Annotated in this window: 17 protein-coding genes; 12 read left to right on the plus strand and 5 right to left on the minus strand. The window is 44.9% G+C overall.

All coding sequences use genetic code 11. The features are described 5' to 3' along the window. The first annotated feature begins 36 nt into the window (after positions 1 to 36). From DW033_RS14085 to DW033_RS14100, 4 genes are all read left to right on the plus strand, one after another. Positions 37 to 387 (plus strand): L-rhamnose mutarotase, encoded by a 351-nt coding sequence (locus DW033_RS14085; RefSeq protein ID WP_009018638.1) that lies wholly within the window; start codon positions 37 to 39, stop codon positions 385 to 387. A gap of 8 nt (positions 388 to 395) precedes the next feature. After that, positions 396 to 1,622 carry a sugar MFS transporter gene (locus DW033_RS14090; protein ID WP_122297625.1) on the plus strand — a complete coding sequence of 409 codons (1,227 nt, stop codon included), beginning with the start codon at positions 396 to 398 and terminating at the stop codon, positions 1,620 to 1,622. A gap of 153 nt (positions 1,623 to 1,775) precedes the next feature. After that, the gene (locus tag DW033_RS14095) at positions 1,776 to 2,315 is read left to right on the plus strand and encodes a hypothetical protein (RefSeq protein ID WP_122297624.1); all 540 of its coding nucleotides are present in this window, start codon (positions 1,776 to 1,778) and stop codon (positions 2,313 to 2,315) included. 6 nt (positions 2,316 to 2,321) lie between these two features. Continuing rightward, complete coding sequence (locus tag DW033_RS14100) at positions 2,322 to 2,876, plus strand: hypothetical protein (protein WP_036611843.1); 555 nt, start codon at positions 2,322 to 2,324, stop codon at positions 2,874 to 2,876. Between the two features lie 61 nt (positions 2,877 to 2,937). On the opposite strand, the gene DW033_RS14105 is transcribed toward DW033_RS14100, so the two are convergent. Continuing rightward, on the minus strand, positions 2,938 to 3,771 hold the full coding sequence (locus tag DW033_RS14105) for an OmpA family protein (RefSeq protein ID WP_011965889.1): 834 nt from the start codon (positions 3,769 to 3,771) through the stop codon (positions 2,938 to 2,940). A 101-nt stretch (positions 3,772 to 3,872) separates the two neighbouring features. Here DW033_RS14105 and nrfH point away from each other — a divergent pair, with 101 nt between their 5' ends. From nrfH to DW033_RS14145, 8 genes are all read left to right on the plus strand, one after another. Continuing rightward, on the plus strand, positions 3,873 to 4,463 hold the full coding sequence (gene nrfH, locus DW033_RS14110) for a cytochrome c nitrite reductase small subunit (RefSeq protein ID WP_009018642.1): 591 nt from the start codon (positions 3,873 to 3,875) through the stop codon (positions 4,461 to 4,463). Between the two features lie 18 nt (positions 4,464 to 4,481). After that, positions 4,482 to 5,966 carry an ammonia-forming cytochrome c nitrite reductase gene (gene nrfA / locus DW033_RS14115; protein ID WP_048928320.1) on the plus strand — a complete coding sequence of 495 codons (1,485 nt, stop codon included), beginning with the start codon at positions 4,482 to 4,484 and terminating at the stop codon, positions 5,964 to 5,966. A gap of 2 nt (positions 5,967 to 5,968) precedes the next feature. Continuing rightward, positions 5,969 to 7,159: a cytochrome c biogenesis protein ResB gene (locus tag DW033_RS14120; protein ID WP_048928319.1), complete on the plus strand. Its 1,191-nt coding sequence runs from the start codon at positions 5,969 to 5,971 to the stop codon at positions 7,157 to 7,159. 1 nt (position 7,160) lies between these two features. After that, on the plus strand, positions 7,161 to 7,955 hold the full coding sequence (gene ccsA / locus DW033_RS14125; protein ID WP_008774423.1) for a cytochrome c biogenesis protein CcsA: 795 nt from the start codon (positions 7,161 to 7,163) through the stop codon (positions 7,953 to 7,955). A 16-nt stretch (positions 7,956 to 7,971) separates the two neighbouring features. Next, positions 7,972 to 9,264, plus strand: a complete 1,293-nt coding sequence (locus DW033_RS14130) for an alginate export family protein (protein ID WP_008774422.1) — start codon at positions 7,972 to 7,974, stop codon at positions 9,262 to 9,264. A gap of 59 nt (positions 9,265 to 9,323) precedes the next feature. Continuing rightward, positions 9,324 to 9,989: a Crp/Fnr family transcriptional regulator gene (locus DW033_RS14135; RefSeq protein WP_034532394.1), complete on the plus strand. Its 666-nt coding sequence runs from the start codon at positions 9,324 to 9,326 to the stop codon at positions 9,987 to 9,989. Positions 9,990 to 10,047: 58 nt separating this feature from the next. Next, a complete protein-coding gene (locus DW033_RS14140) occupies positions 10,048 to 11,388 on the plus strand; it encodes a sigma-54 dependent transcriptional regulator (protein ID WP_122382854.1) in 1,341 nt (446 codons plus the stop codon). 127 nt (positions 11,389 to 11,515) lie between these two features. Beyond that, a complete protein-coding gene (locus DW033_RS14145; RefSeq protein ID WP_122382855.1) occupies positions 11,516 to 13,231 on the plus strand; it encodes an ATP-binding protein in 1,716 nt (571 codons plus the stop codon). Positions 13,232 to 13,251: 20 nt separating this feature from the next. On the opposite strand, the gene DW033_RS14150 is transcribed toward DW033_RS14145, so the two are convergent. The 4 genes from DW033_RS14150 to DW033_RS14165 all read right to left on the minus strand — a co-directional run bounded on the left by DW033_RS14150 (position 13,252) and on the right by DW033_RS14165 (position 15,574). Further along, positions 13,252 to 14,088: a head GIN domain-containing protein gene (locus DW033_RS14150; RefSeq protein ID WP_009276823.1), complete on the minus strand. Its 837-nt coding sequence runs from the start codon at positions 14,086 to 14,088 to the stop codon at positions 13,252 to 13,254. A 142-nt stretch (positions 14,089 to 14,230) separates the two neighbouring features. Further along, entirely contained in the window at positions 14,231 to 14,452 is a 222-nt protein-coding gene (locus DW033_RS14155; protein WP_005855327.1) for a hypothetical protein, read from the minus strand. A gap of 75 nt (positions 14,453 to 14,527) precedes the next feature. Next, positions 14,528 to 14,950 (minus strand): large-conductance mechanosensitive channel protein MscL, encoded by a 423-nt coding sequence (gene mscL, locus DW033_RS14160; RefSeq protein WP_005865683.1) that lies wholly within the window; start codon positions 14,948 to 14,950, stop codon positions 14,528 to 14,530. A gap of 81 nt (positions 14,951 to 15,031) precedes the next feature. Further along, entirely contained in the window at positions 15,032 to 15,574 is a 543-nt protein-coding gene (locus DW033_RS14165; protein ID WP_122382856.1) for a lipocalin family protein, read from the minus strand. Positions 15,575 to 15,987 lie beyond the last annotated feature (413 nt).

The following is a 15,987-nucleotide window of genomic DNA, read 5'->3' on the forward strand; positions in this document are numbered from 1 at the left end:
TTTGTACCTTCGCGACTTCATTTTAAAAACAATGTTATGAAAAGATATTGTCAGACCTTGGATCTGAAAGAGGACGAGCAGTTGATAAAAGAGTATTGCTATTGGCATTCGCCGGAACATATCTGGCCGGAGATACCGGAAGGAATCCGTGCGGTAGGGATCTTGAATATGGAGATTTACCGTTTGGGAACCCGGTTGTTCATGATCGTGGAGACGCCGGATGATTTTGATTGGGATGCGGCGTTCGCCCGTTTGGCGACGATGGATAAGCAAGCGGAATGGGAGGACTTCGTGGCGAAGTATCAGAAAGCCGCTCCGGGAAGCTCCTCGTCGGAGAAATGGCAGTTAATGGAATGTATGTTTAAATTGCCGGGTGCGAGTAAATAGACGGAAGAATGGAAAAACAAAAGAAACAGTCGCTGGTGGCCGCCCCGGGAGGGAAATCTTATTTGGTCCCGTTTATCTTGATCACGAGTTTGTTCTTGCTTTGGGGATTCGCCCACGGACTCTTGGATGTGCTGAACAAGCATTTTCAAGGAGTCTTCACGATGACCAAGGCAGAGAGCGGTTTGGTGCAATTCTCTACGTATATCGCTTATTTCTTGATGGCGTTGCCGGCGGGAGCGTTCATGAAACGTTACGGATATAGGAAAGGGATTATCATGGGTTTGCTATTGTTCGCTATCGGTGCTTTCGGGTTTATCCCGGCGGCTTTTTTGCATTCGGCTACGCCTTTCCTGATCGCCTTGTTTGTGATCGCTTGCGGGCTTTGTATCTTGGAGACGGCGGCGAATCCTTATTCTACGATATTGGGGCCGTCCGCTTCCGCCGCCCAACGGCTGAACTTATCCCAGTCTTTTAATGGATTAGGTTGGATATTGGGGCCTTTGGTAGGTGGTTTGTTGATATTCGGGGCACCGGAGGGAGATTCGATGGCGTTGACTAAACCTTATATCTTGGTAGGTGGTATCGTCTTGTTCGTGGCTTTGCTCTTCTTTTTCACGAAGTTGCCGGAAATTAAGCCGGAAGAAGAGGAGGAGGAGGTGACCGCTATTGTCGAGGAGAAACCCGCTGCCTTCCTATGGAAACGTAGGCAGTTTGTACGTTCCGTGGTCGCCCAATTCTGTTATTGCGCCGCGCAGACGGGAATCTTCGGGTTCTTTATTAATTACGTGACGGAGATGGACCCGGGCATCAGTAATTTGCGAGCGTCTCGTATTCTGGCATTCGGTGGAATGGCCTTGTTTATGATCGGGCGTTTGAGCGGTAGTTTTACGATGAAGTGGTTGGCTCCGGGCCGCTTGCTGACTTGGTATTCTTTGTTGAGTGCCGTTTGTATGGCTTTGGTGGTGGCTTCCGTAGGTACGCTTTCGCTATACGCTCTTTATTTATCCTTTTTCTTCATGTCCATCATGTTCCCTACGATTTTCGCCTTGGGGCTGGAAGGTATGGGCGTTTATACCAAGAAAGCCTCTTCTTATATCGTGATGGGAGTCGCCGGCGGCGCTTTCAGTCCGATGCTGATGGGATATATCGGCGAGGAGAATATGGCGCTGGGCTTCATCGTCCCGTTGATCGCTTTCTTGTATATCTTGTATTTCGCTATCAAATGCAAGCGGTAAATTTGGAATGCTGTTTTTTACTTATGGAATCCGGATAATAAACCAGTATGGCTTGTGTATGAAGGCTTGGGCTTCATGGGATAAATGTTACGCTCAAGCAATATCTGCTTATCTATATCGTTTTCATTTTAAATAAAATAAAAGAGAGTGGATATGAATAAAGGTTTGTTTTTGTGTGGGCTATTTATAGCTCTATTTCTGGCTGGTTGTGGGGATGATGAGGTTAAAATCGCTAATCAGATGACTTTATACTCAAGGCCGGATACGATTCATCTGGGGGGTGACTTAGGGATGGATTCCATATTGGTGAAGGGCTTCACGGCTTGTGAGGCGTATGACGCGAAATGGGGAACATTGCCGGAGGTTGTTGCGTGCGAGTTTGATATGAATGCCTCTTATCTCTATTTCTCGTATGAGGCAAAGGTGGTTTCTTTAGAGGATAGTATTTATGATATAGGCCAGAACTCGTATGCGGAAGAGAAAGCGGGTTTTTTGAAGGATTTTAGTTCGCAAGGCTTCGTTATCAGTTCGCAGCATATGCGAGATGATAAGAGGCAAGTGATAGCATGTACCTATTTAATATATGTAGAGAAGAATTCGGATGGAGAGAAGATCGATCGCTGGCTTCCTATGCGACCGGAGGAGTTGCGATGGCGTTATCTTCGTGTAAACTTTGATCAATTAAAAATATAAAATGATATGAGACATTTAATAGTTGTATGTCTAGCTTTTATGACGGGCTTTAATGTGGCTTGCTCACGGGATGTGGATCTGGGAAAAAATGATTTGCATTCAGAGTCGATGATAGAGAAGGTAAGTGATGATACCTTGGATATCATAGGGTTCACTCTAGCGCATGAACTGGCTACGACTGAAGGGTATTTGCCTTATGGCGTAGGGGATGAGTTTGGTTATACGGGTTCTTATACCTATAAGTCCTATGTGGTAAGGACGGAACATACATATCAAGATGATGGTACTAGTTTATGGGTTTGGAATGATACCATAAACTCTAGGGTCGGTTTTTATCCTTATCTTAGATCTGAGGTATATGATCTTGCGGATATTCAATTCCATATCCGGTCGTGTGCTTATAGATCAATGATGTCTGTCGGAGAAACAACAGATATGTATGATACAGCCCTCCTACACATCATTCGTTCCATTACTACAGGAGAGGATATGGATGTATGGATTCCTTGTAAACCATCGGAATTGAGGTATCGATGTGTTGTCTATCATTTAGAAGAGTGAACGGAATGTTTTTAGCCAAGCTCCGGCAGTAGATAATACCTGGAGCTTGACAATATCATTATCACTGCAACATCTGCATCAACTTATCCAACTTCGGAGCCATGATGATCTCCGTACGGCGGTTCTTGCTACGTCCATCGGCGGTCTCGTTATCAGCGACCGGCATAAACTCCCCACGACCACAAGGCTGTATCTGTAGCGGATTCACCCCGTAGTCCTTGGTAAGGATACGCACTACGGAGGTCGCACGGATCACGCTTAGATCCCAATTATCCTTGAATTGGGCGGTATTGATCGGCTTGCTGTCCGTATGGCCCTCTATATAAACGTCTATATCGTTTTGCTTATTCAACACCTCGGCCAACTTAGCCAACGCTTCCTTGCCTCGTTTATCGACCTTTGCGCTACCCGATTGGAACAGAAGCTTATCCGACATGGCTACATATACTTTACCATTCTTCTCGGTTACGGTCAGCTCATCACTGTTGAAACCCAGCAAAGCGTCTTTCACGCTACTCAACAGATTCTGTACCTTCGCGTTCTGTGCGTTCATCATATCCTGTAGCTCGTTGATGGTACGCTCACGCTCGTCCAGCTCACTCATCTTTTGCTGTAACAAGGCATTCAGTTTGTCCTGCTCACCCATATTGGTATTCAACATGGTCTGGTAATTACGGATATCACGCCCCATTGTGGTCGTATCCCTTATCAAGGCGGCGATCCGGTTGTTGAGCGCGTCGTTATCGTCCTTGCATTTAATCAATTCCTCCTTCAAGGCGTCGCCACGTCCGATCGCCTCCAACCGGCCGTTCTCGGCAAGGAGGTATTTCTTTTTACTCACGCACGAAGAACATAAAAGGAGTGCGGAGACCGAGATAAATAACAATCTTTTCATTTTACGCATAAAATTTCGTGCAATGTAATATTTATTACAATTTCCTACACGCAAGTTTAGGATATTTGTGTCTCATAAACCAATATTAAAGAATCAGCGGTATGAAAATAAGAGAAATAATACAAACGCTGTTCCCGACAAGAACTTGGAAACTAGCCGCTATCATAGCCGGAGGTGTCCTTTGCGGGCTGGGGTCTTATACCTTATATGCTTCCCGGGCGTGGACTTATTTGTCCGACGACCCGGCTACTTGCGTGAATTGCCACATTATGGGCCCTTATTATGCTACATGGAATCATAGCTCGCACAGCCGTAACGCCACTTGCAACGACTGCCATGTGCCGCACGAGAACGCCGTGAAGAAGTGGTTCTTCAAAGGTATGGACGGAATGCGCCATGCCTCGGTATTCATGATGCGAGGGGAACCGCAAGTGATACAGGCGATCGACGAGAGCGCGGAGGTAATCATGAATAACTGTATCCGTTGCCATACGCAGTTGAATACGGAATTCGTGAATACCGGAAGGATCGATCATGAGATGGCAATGGCGGGAGAAGGGAAAGCTTGCTGGGATTGCCATCGCGAGGTGCCACACGGAGGTATGAACAGCCTGTCTTCTACACCGAATGCGTTGGTGCCTTATCCGAAGTCCGTATCGCCGGACTGGTTAAAAGATATGCTAAGTAAATAATAATAAATCAGTATAGTTATGGAAAAGAAATTAAAATCATGGCAAGGTTGGTTGCTGTTTGGAGGAACCATGGTCGTTGTTTTTGTTTTGGGTATGATCGCTGCTTCCGTGAACGAGAGACATGCGGAGGTCACTAGCGTAATGAATAATAAGAAGACGGAGATCACAGGAATCGAGGCTCGCAATGATAAGTTCGAACCGAATTATCCACGTGAGTACCAGACTTGGGAAGCTACGGCGGATACGAGTTTCAAGAGTTTATACAACGGGAATCAGGCGGTCGATGTGCTGGAGGCTCGTCCGGAAATGGTGATCCTTTGGGCTGGTTACGCTTTCTCTAAGGATTATTCTACCCCGAGAGGGCATATGCATGCGATCGAGGATATGCGTAACACGTTGCGTGTAGGCGCTCCGATGACAGAGAACGAGGGGCCGCAACCGGCTACTTGCTGGACTTGTAAAAGCCCGGATGTTCCCCGTATGATGCAAGCGATGGGCGTGGATAATTTCTATAAGGGCAAATGGGCTTCTCTGGGTAAAGAGATCGTGAATCCGATCGGTTGCGCCGATTGCCATGAGCCGGAGAATATGAACCTGCATATCAGTCGCCCGGCTTTGATCGAGGCTTTCCAGCGTCAAGGCAAGGACATCACGAAAGCGACCCAGCAAGAGATGCGTTCCTTGGTTTGCGCGCAATGCCACGTGGAATATTATTTCAAGGGCGATGGCAAATACTTGACTTTCCCTTGGGATAAAGGTTCTACGGTTGAGGATATGGAGGCTTATTACGATGAGGCCGGTTTCGCCGATTATACGCATAAGCTAAGCCGTGCTCCGATTTTAAAGGCACAGCATCCGGATTATGAGATCTCCCAGATGGGTATCCATGCGCAGCGGGGTGTATCTTGCGCCGATTGCCATATGCCGTATAAGAGCGAGGGGGGCGTGAAATATAGTGACCACCATATCCAAAGCCCGTTGGCTATGATCGACCGTACGTGTCAGGTTTGCCACCGTGAGAGCGAGGAGACTTTACGCAATAATGTGTACGAGCGTCAGAATAAGGCGAATGAGATGCGTAACCGTTTGGAGACCGAGTTAGCGAAAGCGCATGTAGAGGCGAAGTTCGCGTGGGATAAGGGAGCTACCGAGGATCAGATGAAAGATGTATTGAAATTGATCCGTCAGGCACAATGGCGTTGGGATTTCGGCGTGGCTTCTCATGGTGGCGCGTTTCACGCTCCGCAAGAGATTCAAAGGATATTAGGCAATGGATTGGATAAGGCGATGCAGGCTCGTCTGGCTACCGCGAAAGTGTTAGCGAAATTAGGTTATACGGATGATGTTCCGATGCCGGACTTCTCTACGAAAGAAAAGGCTCAGCAATATATCGGTTTGGATATGGCCGCTGAACGTACCGCCAAGGAAAAATTCCTAAATACAATCGTTCCTCAATGGGTGAAAGAGGCGCAAGAAAATAATCGTTTAGCGAAGAACATTTGATTATGTGGAAACAACCTTGGGGATATGCTGAAGGCTGGGTCATCTGTGCCGGTTTACTGATTACGGGATTTGGCTTGCAACTGATCACCGGCCCGGTTCAGGCAGGGTTGTTCCAATATCCGGTGAATGTGGCCGGAGGATTGATTTTTCTGTTGGTTCTATGTATAGGGTTTGTTGTTGGCCGGAAAATCACGGTTGTCCAGTGGTTTTCCGGGTTAACGGCGAGCATTACCTCTTTATCGGCTCTTTTGTCAGTTGTGTTGGTTATGGGATTTGTGGGTCCGGGTATCGAGCGGATTACGATGTCGTGGCCTTTTATCCTGCTGTTTCTCTATTTCTTGTTTGTCTTGGGCTTTGTCACATTGAAGCGTATCGTATCGTTTCGCTGGAGGGATGTTCCGTTTATGCTGAACCATGTCGGTTTATTTATCACGCTGCTGGCGGCGATCTTGGGAAACGGGGATTTACGCCGTTTACGGATGACGGTTCCGCTGGAGAATCCTGAGTGGAGGGCTTCGGACGAGAAGAACGAGATGATAGAACTACCGCTTGCGATCGAGCTTCGTTCGTTTACGATTGATGAATATCCTCCTAAGTTAATGCTAATCGACAATACGACCGGAAAAGCGCTTCCTGAAAAGCAACCCGAGAACATATTGGTGGAGGAAATTCCCTTAGCCGGAAACCTGCAAGGCTGGAAGGTTGAGGTTACCCGTTCACTACCGATGGCGGCTTGCGTGATGGGGCAGGATACGGTAAACTTCGTGGAATTTCACTCCGAGGGGGCGACCACCGCTTTATACGTAAAAGCACGTAACGAACTTACCGGACGGCAGAAGGAAGGCTGGGTGAGTTGTGGCAGCTATATCTTTCCATACATATCGCTCCAACTGGATGATGAGGTCAGTATGGTGATGCCGGAACGGGAACCGAGACGCTTTGCCTCGGACGTAATGGTCTATACGAAAGATAAACAGACCAAGGAGGCATGTATCGAGGTGAATAAGCCACTCTCTATTGCCGGATGGAAAATCTACCAATTGAGTTACGACGAGACGAAAGGTAAATGGAGCCGGATGAGTGTATTTGAGTTGGTGAGAGATCCATGGTTGCCGATCGTTTATACAGGGATCTTAATGATGATAGCCGGGGCGATCGGATTATTCCTATCCGCTCCTGTAAAAAAAGAATAGTATGGATTGGAGTTACTTTATTTATTTCGCCGCTCCGGCGTTATTTTGCTGGATAGGTGGGGCATGGTTGGCTTATCGTCCTTCTTTTTCCAAGGGGGCTGTCGCTTGGACCGTGTTTGGCTTGGCTATATTCTCCGCTTTTATCATAGGGATGTGGATCTCGTTGGAGAGGCCGCCCTTGCGCACGATGGGAGAGACTCGTCTATGGTATTCTTTCTTCTTGCCGGTGGCGGGCGTGATCACTTATGTCCGTTGGCGGTATAAATGGATACTTTCCTTTAGTACATTGTTGGCCTTTGTCTTTATCTGTGTCAATCTGTTTAAGCCGGAGATACATAACAAGACCTTGATGCCCGCTTTGCAAAGCCCGTGGTTCGCTCCGCACGTGATAGTCTATATGTTCTCTTACGCCATGCTGGGCGCCGCTGCCCTTATCGCCATTTACCTGCTGATCCGTGCGAGGAAGAAGGGGATTGACGAGGGGATGATGAGTTTATGCGATAACTTGGTATATGTCGGTATGGCCTTTCTCACGATTGGGATGCTGTTCGGCGCTTTATGGGCCAAGGAGGCGTGGGGGCATTATTGGAATTGGGACCCGAAGGAGACATGGGCGGCTGCCACTTGGTTGGGGTACTTGATTTATATCCATTATCGCCTTCACCACCGCTTGCGTTATTCAGCGGCGTTGGGGCTTTTGGTTTTCTCTTTTCTTTTGCTACAGGTGTGTTGGGTTGGCGTGAATTATCTACCCTCCGCGCAAGGATATAGTGTACATACTTATAATATGGAATAATTAAAATCAGAGGTATATGAAAAAACTAGTTGTTTTAGTAGCGGGCTTGCTCTCCGTGGCCCTTTTCGCGCAAGCGGAAGAAACACAAAATACGAAAGAGAACACGTTCTCGATGAAAGTACAGATACGTCCGAGAGCCGAGTACCGGAACGGGGTCTTATTCCCCCGGCCTAAAGATGCCGAGTCCACCGGGTTTATCAATAACCGTGCCCGCCTTTCTTTGGGGTATGAGCGGGATCGTTTGTCTATCGGCTTGTCCGCGCAACATGTTGGAGTATGGGGACAGGATCCTCAGATCGATAAGAATGGCCGTTTTATCTTGAATGAGGCGTGGGCGAAGCTGGATTTCGGATCGGGTTTCTTCGCTAAGTTAGGTCGCCAGTCATTGGTATACGATGACGAGCGTATCATGGGGGCGTTGGATTGGAACGTGGCCGGTCGTTATCATGATGCTTTGAAGCTAGGCTACGAGAACACGAATAACCAACTGCATTTAATTCTCGCATTCAACCAGAATGATGAGAAAACGATCGGAGGAACGTATTACGCTCCGGGTGCGCAACCCTATAAAACGATGCAAACCCTTTGGTATAAGCATCTCTTCGACAAGAGTTTTAATGCATCCTTCTTGTTTATGAACTTAGGGATGGAAGGCGGTGATGCCGAGAAACAAAACTCGGATACAAAATACCTGCAAACCTTAGGAACGAACCTGATCTATACGCCTAGTAACTGGACGATAGGTGGTACTATCTATTATCAATTCGGCAAGACGAAAAGCGGACGGGATGTTTCCGCTTTCTTATGGGCGGTAAACGCCGCTTATCAAATCGATCCGCAATGGAAGATCGGTGTAGGTAGTGATTATCTGAGTGGCTCGGATGGGGCCGACGGGAAATATAAGGCGTTTGATCCTCTGTACGGAACCCATCATAAGTTTTATGGTGCCATGGATTATTTCTACGCCTCCTCTTTTGTCAACGGATTGAATCCGGGTTTATGGGATAATCAGATAAATGTAGCTTATAAACCTTCTTCCAAGGTAAACCTGTCTTTAGCCTATCATTATTTCTCCATCACGGGCGACGTATACGAAGGTAATGATAAATTGAGTAAAGGTTTAGGTTCGGAATTGGATTTCCAAGTGGATTGGGTAATTATGAAAGACGTGAAATTATCCGCGGGATATTCTACGATGTTGGGTACGAATACCATGAAGGCCGTGAAGGGTGGAAATCCGTCTCATTGGCAAGATTGGGGTTGGTTATCAATAAATATTAATCCAACTATATTCACGACGAAATGGTAACAGTTCTCAAGGAAAAGGGTATATTTGCAGGAGTAAACCTTTTTTCAAAACAAGATACGATGGATATAACCGATATGTTTAAAATCCCGCTTTTTAAGAATTTTACGCTTAAGATGCGGGAAGAGTTTTTGGATAAACTTGAATATACAGTAGAGGAGCATCCAAAAGGAAAAACCATAATTCATCAAGGGACGACTTGTAACGCCCTTCATGTTTTATTGGAGGGAAAATTGAACGTGGATGTTTTGGACGTATCAGGTAACATCGTGCGCGTGGAGACGATACAGGCTCCACGCACGTTCGCTACGCCTCATATCTTTTCCGAGAAAAACCAATTCCCCGCTACTTTTACCGTCGACGAGGATGTGGTATTGCTTAAGGGCACCAAGGAGTCTGTATTTACCTTAATGCATTCTATGCCGTTATTCCTGCATAATTTCCTTTGCGTCAGTACTAGCTGTAATAAATGTACGATGACTCGTTTGAAGGTGCTTTCGTTTCGTGGCATCCGGAACCGCTTTATTTATTACTTATTCGAACATCAGCAAAAGGATTCGAATGTCGTGGAACTAGAACATACCCAAGAGCAGTTAGCAGAGTATTTTGGTGTTACCCGCCCGGCTTTATCGAAGGAAATCGGGAGATTGGTGGATGAGGGATTTATCAGCATTACAAGGAGAAAGGTGACGATTTTAAATAAGACGGCGTTAACATGTATGCTTTAATGCTTTTGGGAAAAAGGTAAAAAGCGTACATTTGTGCCCAAACAAATAACTCCGGTGTATGGGCAAAGTTTTAATTATTGACGACGAGAAGCAGATTTTAGGTTTACTTTCACGCATTATCGGTTTGGAGGGATACGAGGTTTTACAGGCTGCTACTTGTAAGGCGGGGCTGAGGCAGATGGAGCAACATTCGCCGGAGGTGGTATTGTGCGATGTGTTCTTGCCGGATGGTAATGGCGTGGATTTGGTGTCGGACTTAAAGAAACTCCGCCCTCTATCCGAGATCATCCTACTTACCGCGCATGGTAATATTCCGGATGGCGTACAGGCAATCAAGAATGGAGCCTTCGATTATATTACGAAAGGGGATGATAATAATAAGATCATTCCTCTGGTAGCCAAAGCGATGGAGAAAGCTTCTGCCGCTTATCAACAGCAAAAGAAGGAAGCTACGTCCGTCGGGAGGCAATATTCGTTTGATACGATTGTCGGTAAATCACCCGCTATCCAAGCGGCGATAGCGTTGGCTCAGAAAGTCTCGGCTACGGAGGTTCCAGTTCTGTTGACTGGTGAGACCGGTACGGGAAAAGAGGTCTTTGCTCAATCCATCCATCAACATAGTACCCGGAAAGGGAAGTCTTTTGTCGCTATCAATTGTTCCTCTTTTAGTCGGGATTTATTGGAAAGCGAGATGTTCGGTCATAAAGCGGGGGCTTTTACCGGTGCTTTGAAAGAGACAAAAGGCTTGTTTGAGGAAGCTTCCGGAGGTACGATCTTCTTGGATGAGATCGGGGAAATGGCTTTCGACTTGCAAGCGAAATTGCTCCGTATCCTTGAGACCGGGGAGTTTATCAAGATCGGCGATACGAAACCAACGAAAGTGGATGTACGAATTATTGCCGCTACCAACCGTGATTTAGAGAAAGAGATCGAGCAAGGGCATTTCCGGGAAGATCTATTTTATCGGCTTTCCGTTTTCCATATCCATCTTCCTGCGCTTCGTGAACGGGTCGAGGATATCCCTCTCCATATAAAAGCCTTTGTTTCCGCTTTTTCCTCCAAGATGGGAAAGAATATCCGAACAATTTCGCCCGAATATATAGATGCCCTGAAAAAACGAGCTTGGAAAGGTAACGTACGTGAGTTGCGTAATGCAATTGAGCGTAGCCTGATTATTGCCGATGGAGATACCTTAACCTTGGATGCTCTCCCTTTGAATATGCAAACCTCCTCTGCGGCGAGTACGGAATCTTATAGCGGTTTTGACCTGAGTGGCGTAGAGAAAATGCATATCCAAAAAGTGCTCAAATACACAAAAGGCAATAAAACCGAAACTTCCCGCCTTCTAGGTATAGGCCTCACTACTCTTTATCGGAAGATTGAGGAGTATGGGCTTTAATCTCATATTCTGCATTATATGTATACCCGAAAGCATCTTGAAGATATGCAAGGAGAAACGGACATTGCTAAATAGTTTATCTTTGCTGAACGTAAACTTAATAATAATCGCTTAAAATACATCACCTATGAGTCTGAAGATTAAAACAAAACTAAGATACGGAATCGGGCTGCTGTTTGCCATGATCGTTTTGCTGGGAGGTCTATCGGTAAAGAACATCTCCGATATGTCTGCCGACACAAGGAACATATTGGCCGATAATTATAATTCTTTACTCTATTCACGCCGGATGCTGGATGCGCTGGAACGAATCGATAGCGATCCTTCGGCTCAAGCAGATTTCGAGAAAAACCTAGGGCTACAGAAAAAGAATATCACGGAGGTCGATGAGAACGTGGCCACCTCGCATCTAGTCGCTCAATACGAGCGATTGGCGAAAGAGCGTAATGAGGAGAATATCCGTCGTGTACGTCTCGCCTTAAATCAAGTCATGAGTTTGAATATGGCTTCTATCTACAGGAAAAGCCAAGTGGCGGAGTCTACGTCTCAAAAGGCTTTATTTTGGATTTGGGGGATTGGCCTCTCTTGTATGGTGGTCGCTTTCGCTTTTTTAATACGTTTCCCCCGTTCGATAAATACCCCTATCCGTATGTTGATGGACGGTATCATGGAGATCGCTAACCATAATTACGAGAAACGCTTGGATCTCACTAAATATGATGAATTCGAGGGGGTCGCGAAATCCTTTAACCGGATGGCGGAACGGCTTACGGAATACCGGAAAAGTACGTTGGCGGATATTATCCAAGGAAAGAAATATATAGAGGCTATCGTGAATAGTATCACGGAGCCAATCATAGGCTTGGATCGGGATCGTAAGATTCTTTTCGCCAATAACGAGGCTTTGACGATCTTGAATCTCAAGCGGGAAAACGTGATCGGAAAGTCTGCCTCGGAATTATCCTTACGGAACGATTTGCTTCGCAGGTTAGTTCGGGAACTGATCCAGCCGAGCGAGAAAAAAGAGCCGCTTAAAATTTACGCGGATAATAAGGAAAGTTATTTTCAAGTGCAATATATACCGATCCGTGTGTCGGAGAATAGCGAGGCGGAGGAGTATGTGGGCGATGTGATCTTATTGAAGAACATCACGGAGTTTAAGGAGTTGGATTCCGCTAAGACCACTTTTATCTCGACGATCTCCCATGAATTGAAAACTCCGATATCGGCGATCATGATGAGCCTGAAATTGTTGGAGGATGCCCGTGTGGGAGCCATGAACGACGAGCAAAAAGCACTGGCGGAAAGTATCAAGGAAAGTAGTAATCGATTACTGGAAATTACCAGTGAGCTATTGAAAATGACGCAGGTGGAGGCCGGCAAGCTACAATTGAATCCGAAAATAACCAAACCGATCGAATTGATCGAGTATGCGATAAAGGCGAACCAAGTGCAAGCTGATCGCTTCAATTGCCATATAGAGGTGGAATACCCGGAGAAGATTTCCAAGCTTTTCGTGGATAGCGAGAAAATCGCATGGGTCTTGACGAATCTATTGTCGAACGCAATTCATTATACCCCGGAGAATGGCCGTATCATAATCGGTGCCCGCCAGCAAGATCATAGCGTGGAGATCTATGTGCAAGATTTCGGTAAGGGTATTGATCCCCGATATCATCAAAGTATATTCGATCGCTATTTCCGTGTGCCGGGAACGAAGGTACAAGGGAGTGGTCTAGGGCTGGCTATCAGTAAAGACTTCGTGGAAGCTCATGGAGGAACACTTTCTGTTGATAGCGCGGTTGGAAAAGGAAGTACTTTTGTTATAAAATTCAATGTATAAGAGGGTAAAAAAAGAGGGTGTTAATTACCCTCTTTTATAATATCGCTTCCTCCGGAAGTGGATGTATCCGATCTTGCCGAACCTTTGTAATGTACATCACTACCTCCGCTTGCCGAAGCCTTGATATAATCGGTTACGTGCGTATAAATATCGGAGCCACCACTGGCGGAACATTCCAACTGGTTTAAGATAAGATCATAAGCCTTGATATCCGAGCCACCTGAGGCGGAATATTCGCCGTTCTCCGCTTTTCCCGTAAGCTTGAGATCGCTACCTCCGCTGGCACGGCCTCGTATTATTCGGGTAGTAAGATCGTTGATGATGATATCGCTACCGCTGGTCGCTTCAATTATGCAATTAGATACGTTGACCGGTTTCTCCATTTTCACGTCGCTACCCCTTGTCGCTATAATTTCCAGATCATCTCCGGATAAAGCGCTTCTCAGGACAAAATCCATACAACCGGACATCTGGATTTTTTCCAGCTTCTTGGAAGTGCCCTCTATTTTAAATCGGGTAGGGCTTAATTGTGTACCATTCTCTGTGGAGATTGAAAGTTCTTCATTTTTTACTTGAACGTTTATATAAGGATATAAGTTCTCGTCGATCGTGATTCGTAAGGACGCTGATTCTCCTTGCGTATATCCGAAAACGTACGACGGATTTCCCCCACGGCTGAATAGGCTGAACCAACTGTCGCTATATCCCATGGCGGTTGAGCCGACTTTTATCGCTGAATAGTCTCTGACGGAGATTTCTTTCGTGATAATATCCCCATTCCCTTTTACTTTCTTCGCCTCGATAGGCATCACGCAAAAAGCGATCAACGCAAATAAGGCCATCATTCTTGTTCTCATATGAAGTGTAATTAATTTATACTCTTTTCTTATAAGACGAATGGAGTTGAAAAAACGTTACATCTAAAATGAAAAAAAAGAAGCTATCATTGACTTTTTTTGTGATAGCTTCTTTTTCTTACCCTAATAACAGGGAGGTCGATTAATTACTTTTAGGTTTTTCAACCATATGTTCTACTCTGTCTTTGACGTATTCGACTTGATTTTTACCCGTGTCTACCACGTCCTTTACTTTTTTCTTTGCCTTATCTGTAAGACCGTGGAGTTCGTTCTCCAGACATTCGAACTGTCCTTGATCTTCCATCCTGCGAAGTACGTAACCAACAACTACACCTACGGCTAAACCGAATAATACATTTTTCATAACTACTACTTTTTATGAGTTAAAACATTATTTTTTATAGTTATGAAACAGCAAGTCAACCAATAAGGTTGGTGTTTATTTGTTATTTTTCAGTAAATCCCTAATCTCGGTAAGTAATTGGATATCCGCAGGGGGAGCGGCCGGAGCTTTCGGGGCCTCTTCCTTCTTCTTGCTTAAAGCATTAACACCTTTGACAAGTAAAAAGACGGCGAAAGCTATGATTATGAAATCCAGTGTCACTTGTATGAAATTTCCGTAGTTAATGGAGACCGCCGGAGAGATCACCTTGTCTCCCTCCATTACAGCATGCTTCAAGGTGATTTTTAAATCCGTGAAATTGACGCCACCTACAAGTAAACCTACCGCCGGCATGATCAGATCCGCTACGATAGAAGATACGATCTTTCCAAAGGCACCACCGATAATGATACCTACCGCCATGTCCACTACGTTACCTCGCATGGCGAACTGCTTAAACTCTTGTAATATTTTTTTCATAAAACAACGCTTTTTATATTATAACAACAAAATTAGCCATAAGTTGAATATTTTCAATGCTTATAGCGAAATTTGAAGAAATTATTTTTGATTTTCATGTTTTTGTTTGACCCATTTGAGCATTGATGTGTTATATCCTCTTTCTTTGGCCTTAGTCAATAAAAAGAGAATAGCCTCTTCTGGGAGTGTAGGCGTACGACTAAGTAGCCATAAATAGTCTGAGGTATTACTGCCTACGAGAGCGTATGAGTAATTATCCTCGTCAATTTCCATAATGTTGTACTCGGCGTAGAACCGCATAAAGAAACACACTTTTAATTTACTAGGACACGTAGGATCTGTTATTTTGGCTATACCTTTCGCTCGTTTGAAGGAACCGGAAAAATTACCCCAATATCCGCTGTTAACAACTTCTATATCTCCATTCGGGAGAAATGAGTATTCCACGGTAGCCCCTACGAGATTATGCTCAAAGCGATGATCAAAGCGTGCTATTTCAAACCATTTCCCCATATAGCGGTGTAAATCCAAAGTCTGGACGGTTTCTTTGTTTATAATACGTTGAGTGCAAGATAAATTACACTGCATTATAAGACAGATGAGGCCTATTAGTTTAAATCGCATAGGTTTTTATTTTTATCTCATAATAAACATAGAGAGCCTCTAAAAAGTTTGAAAACGTTCATATTTTAGGATTTTTATTTTTTCGACAATCTGTGCTTTAACTTTTAATTTGAAATTTCTATCCAGTCTGAAGTGAGAAATTCGTAGTTGTGGCATTTCCGGACGATAGATTTAGATCCACGTTTTTATATGTTTTTTTGTATTGAAAATTTCATAGTTATGATTTGGAAAAATCATAACTATGAAATAAAAAGTCATAACTATGAAATAAATGACTCTTTACAGTGAAAAAAATATATGAGGATGTTTTAATTGTAAATGCTTGTTTGAGAGTTAGTAATCGTCAAGATGTCTAACTTTGCGTGTTTGTTTTCAGTTGGAATTTAAAATAGAGAGATATGGATGAGAAAGAT

Source organism: Parabacteroides sp. AF39-10AC, assembly GCF_003635405.1.
GTDB classification, from domain to species: domain Bacteria; phylum Bacteroidota; class Bacteroidia; order Bacteroidales; family Tannerellaceae; genus Parabacteroides; species Parabacteroides distasonis.

Excerpts from the sequence above, each read along its gene's own strand:
- DW033_RS14085 (WP_009018638.1), top strand. The coding sequence starts at position 37 with ATGAAAAGATATTGTCAGACCTTGGATCTGAAAGAGGACGAGCAGTTG.
- DW033_RS14090 (WP_122297625.1), top strand. The coding sequence starts at position 396 with ATGGAAAAACAAAAGAAACAGTCGCTGGTGGCCGCCCCGGGAGGGAAA.
- DW033_RS14095 (WP_122297624.1), top strand. The coding sequence starts at position 1,776 with ATGAATAAAGGTTTGTTTTTGTGTGGGCTATTTATAGCTCTATTTCTG.
- DW033_RS14100 (WP_036611843.1), top strand. The coding sequence starts at position 2,322 with ATGAGACATTTAATAGTTGTATGTCTAGCTTTTATGACGGGCTTTAAT.
- DW033_RS14105 (WP_011965889.1), bottom strand. The coding sequence starts at position 3,771 with ATGAAAAGATTGTTATTTATCTCGGTCTCCGCACTCCTTTTATGTTCT.
- nrfH (WP_009018642.1), top strand. The coding sequence starts at position 3,873 with ATGAAAATAAGAGAAATAATACAAACGCTGTTCCCGACAAGAACTTGG.
- nrfA (WP_048928320.1), top strand. The coding sequence starts at position 4,482 with ATGGAAAAGAAATTAAAATCATGGCAAGGTTGGTTGCTGTTTGGAGGA.
- DW033_RS14120 (WP_048928319.1), top strand. The coding sequence starts at position 5,969 with ATGTGGAAACAACCTTGGGGATATGCTGAAGGCTGGGTCATCTGTGCC.
- ccsA (WP_008774423.1), top strand. The coding sequence starts at position 7,161 with ATGGATTGGAGTTACTTTATTTATTTCGCCGCTCCGGCGTTATTTTGC.
- DW033_RS14130 (WP_008774422.1), top strand. The coding sequence starts at position 7,972 with ATGAAAAAACTAGTTGTTTTAGTAGCGGGCTTGCTCTCCGTGGCCCTT.
- DW033_RS14135 (WP_034532394.1), top strand. The coding sequence starts at position 9,324 with ATGGATATAACCGATATGTTTAAAATCCCGCTTTTTAAGAATTTTACG.
- DW033_RS14140 (WP_122382854.1), top strand. The coding sequence starts at position 10,048 with ATGGGCAAAGTTTTAATTATTGACGACGAGAAGCAGATTTTAGGTTTA.
- DW033_RS14145 (WP_122382855.1), top strand. The coding sequence starts at position 11,516 with ATGAGTCTGAAGATTAAAACAAAACTAAGATACGGAATCGGGCTGCTG.
- DW033_RS14150 (WP_009276823.1), bottom strand. The coding sequence starts at position 14,088 with ATGAGAACAAGAATGATGGCCTTATTTGCGTTGATCGCTTTTTGCGTG.
- DW033_RS14155 (WP_005855327.1), bottom strand. The coding sequence starts at position 14,452 with ATGAAAAATGTATTATTCGGTTTAGCCGTAGGTGTAGTTGTTGGTTAC.
- mscL (WP_005865683.1), bottom strand. The coding sequence starts at position 14,950 with ATGAAAAAAATATTACAAGAGTTTAAGCAGTTCGCCATGCGAGGTAAC.
- DW033_RS14165 (WP_122382856.1), bottom strand. The coding sequence starts at position 15,574 with ATGCGATTTAAACTAATAGGCCTCATCTGTCTTATAATGCAGTGTAAT.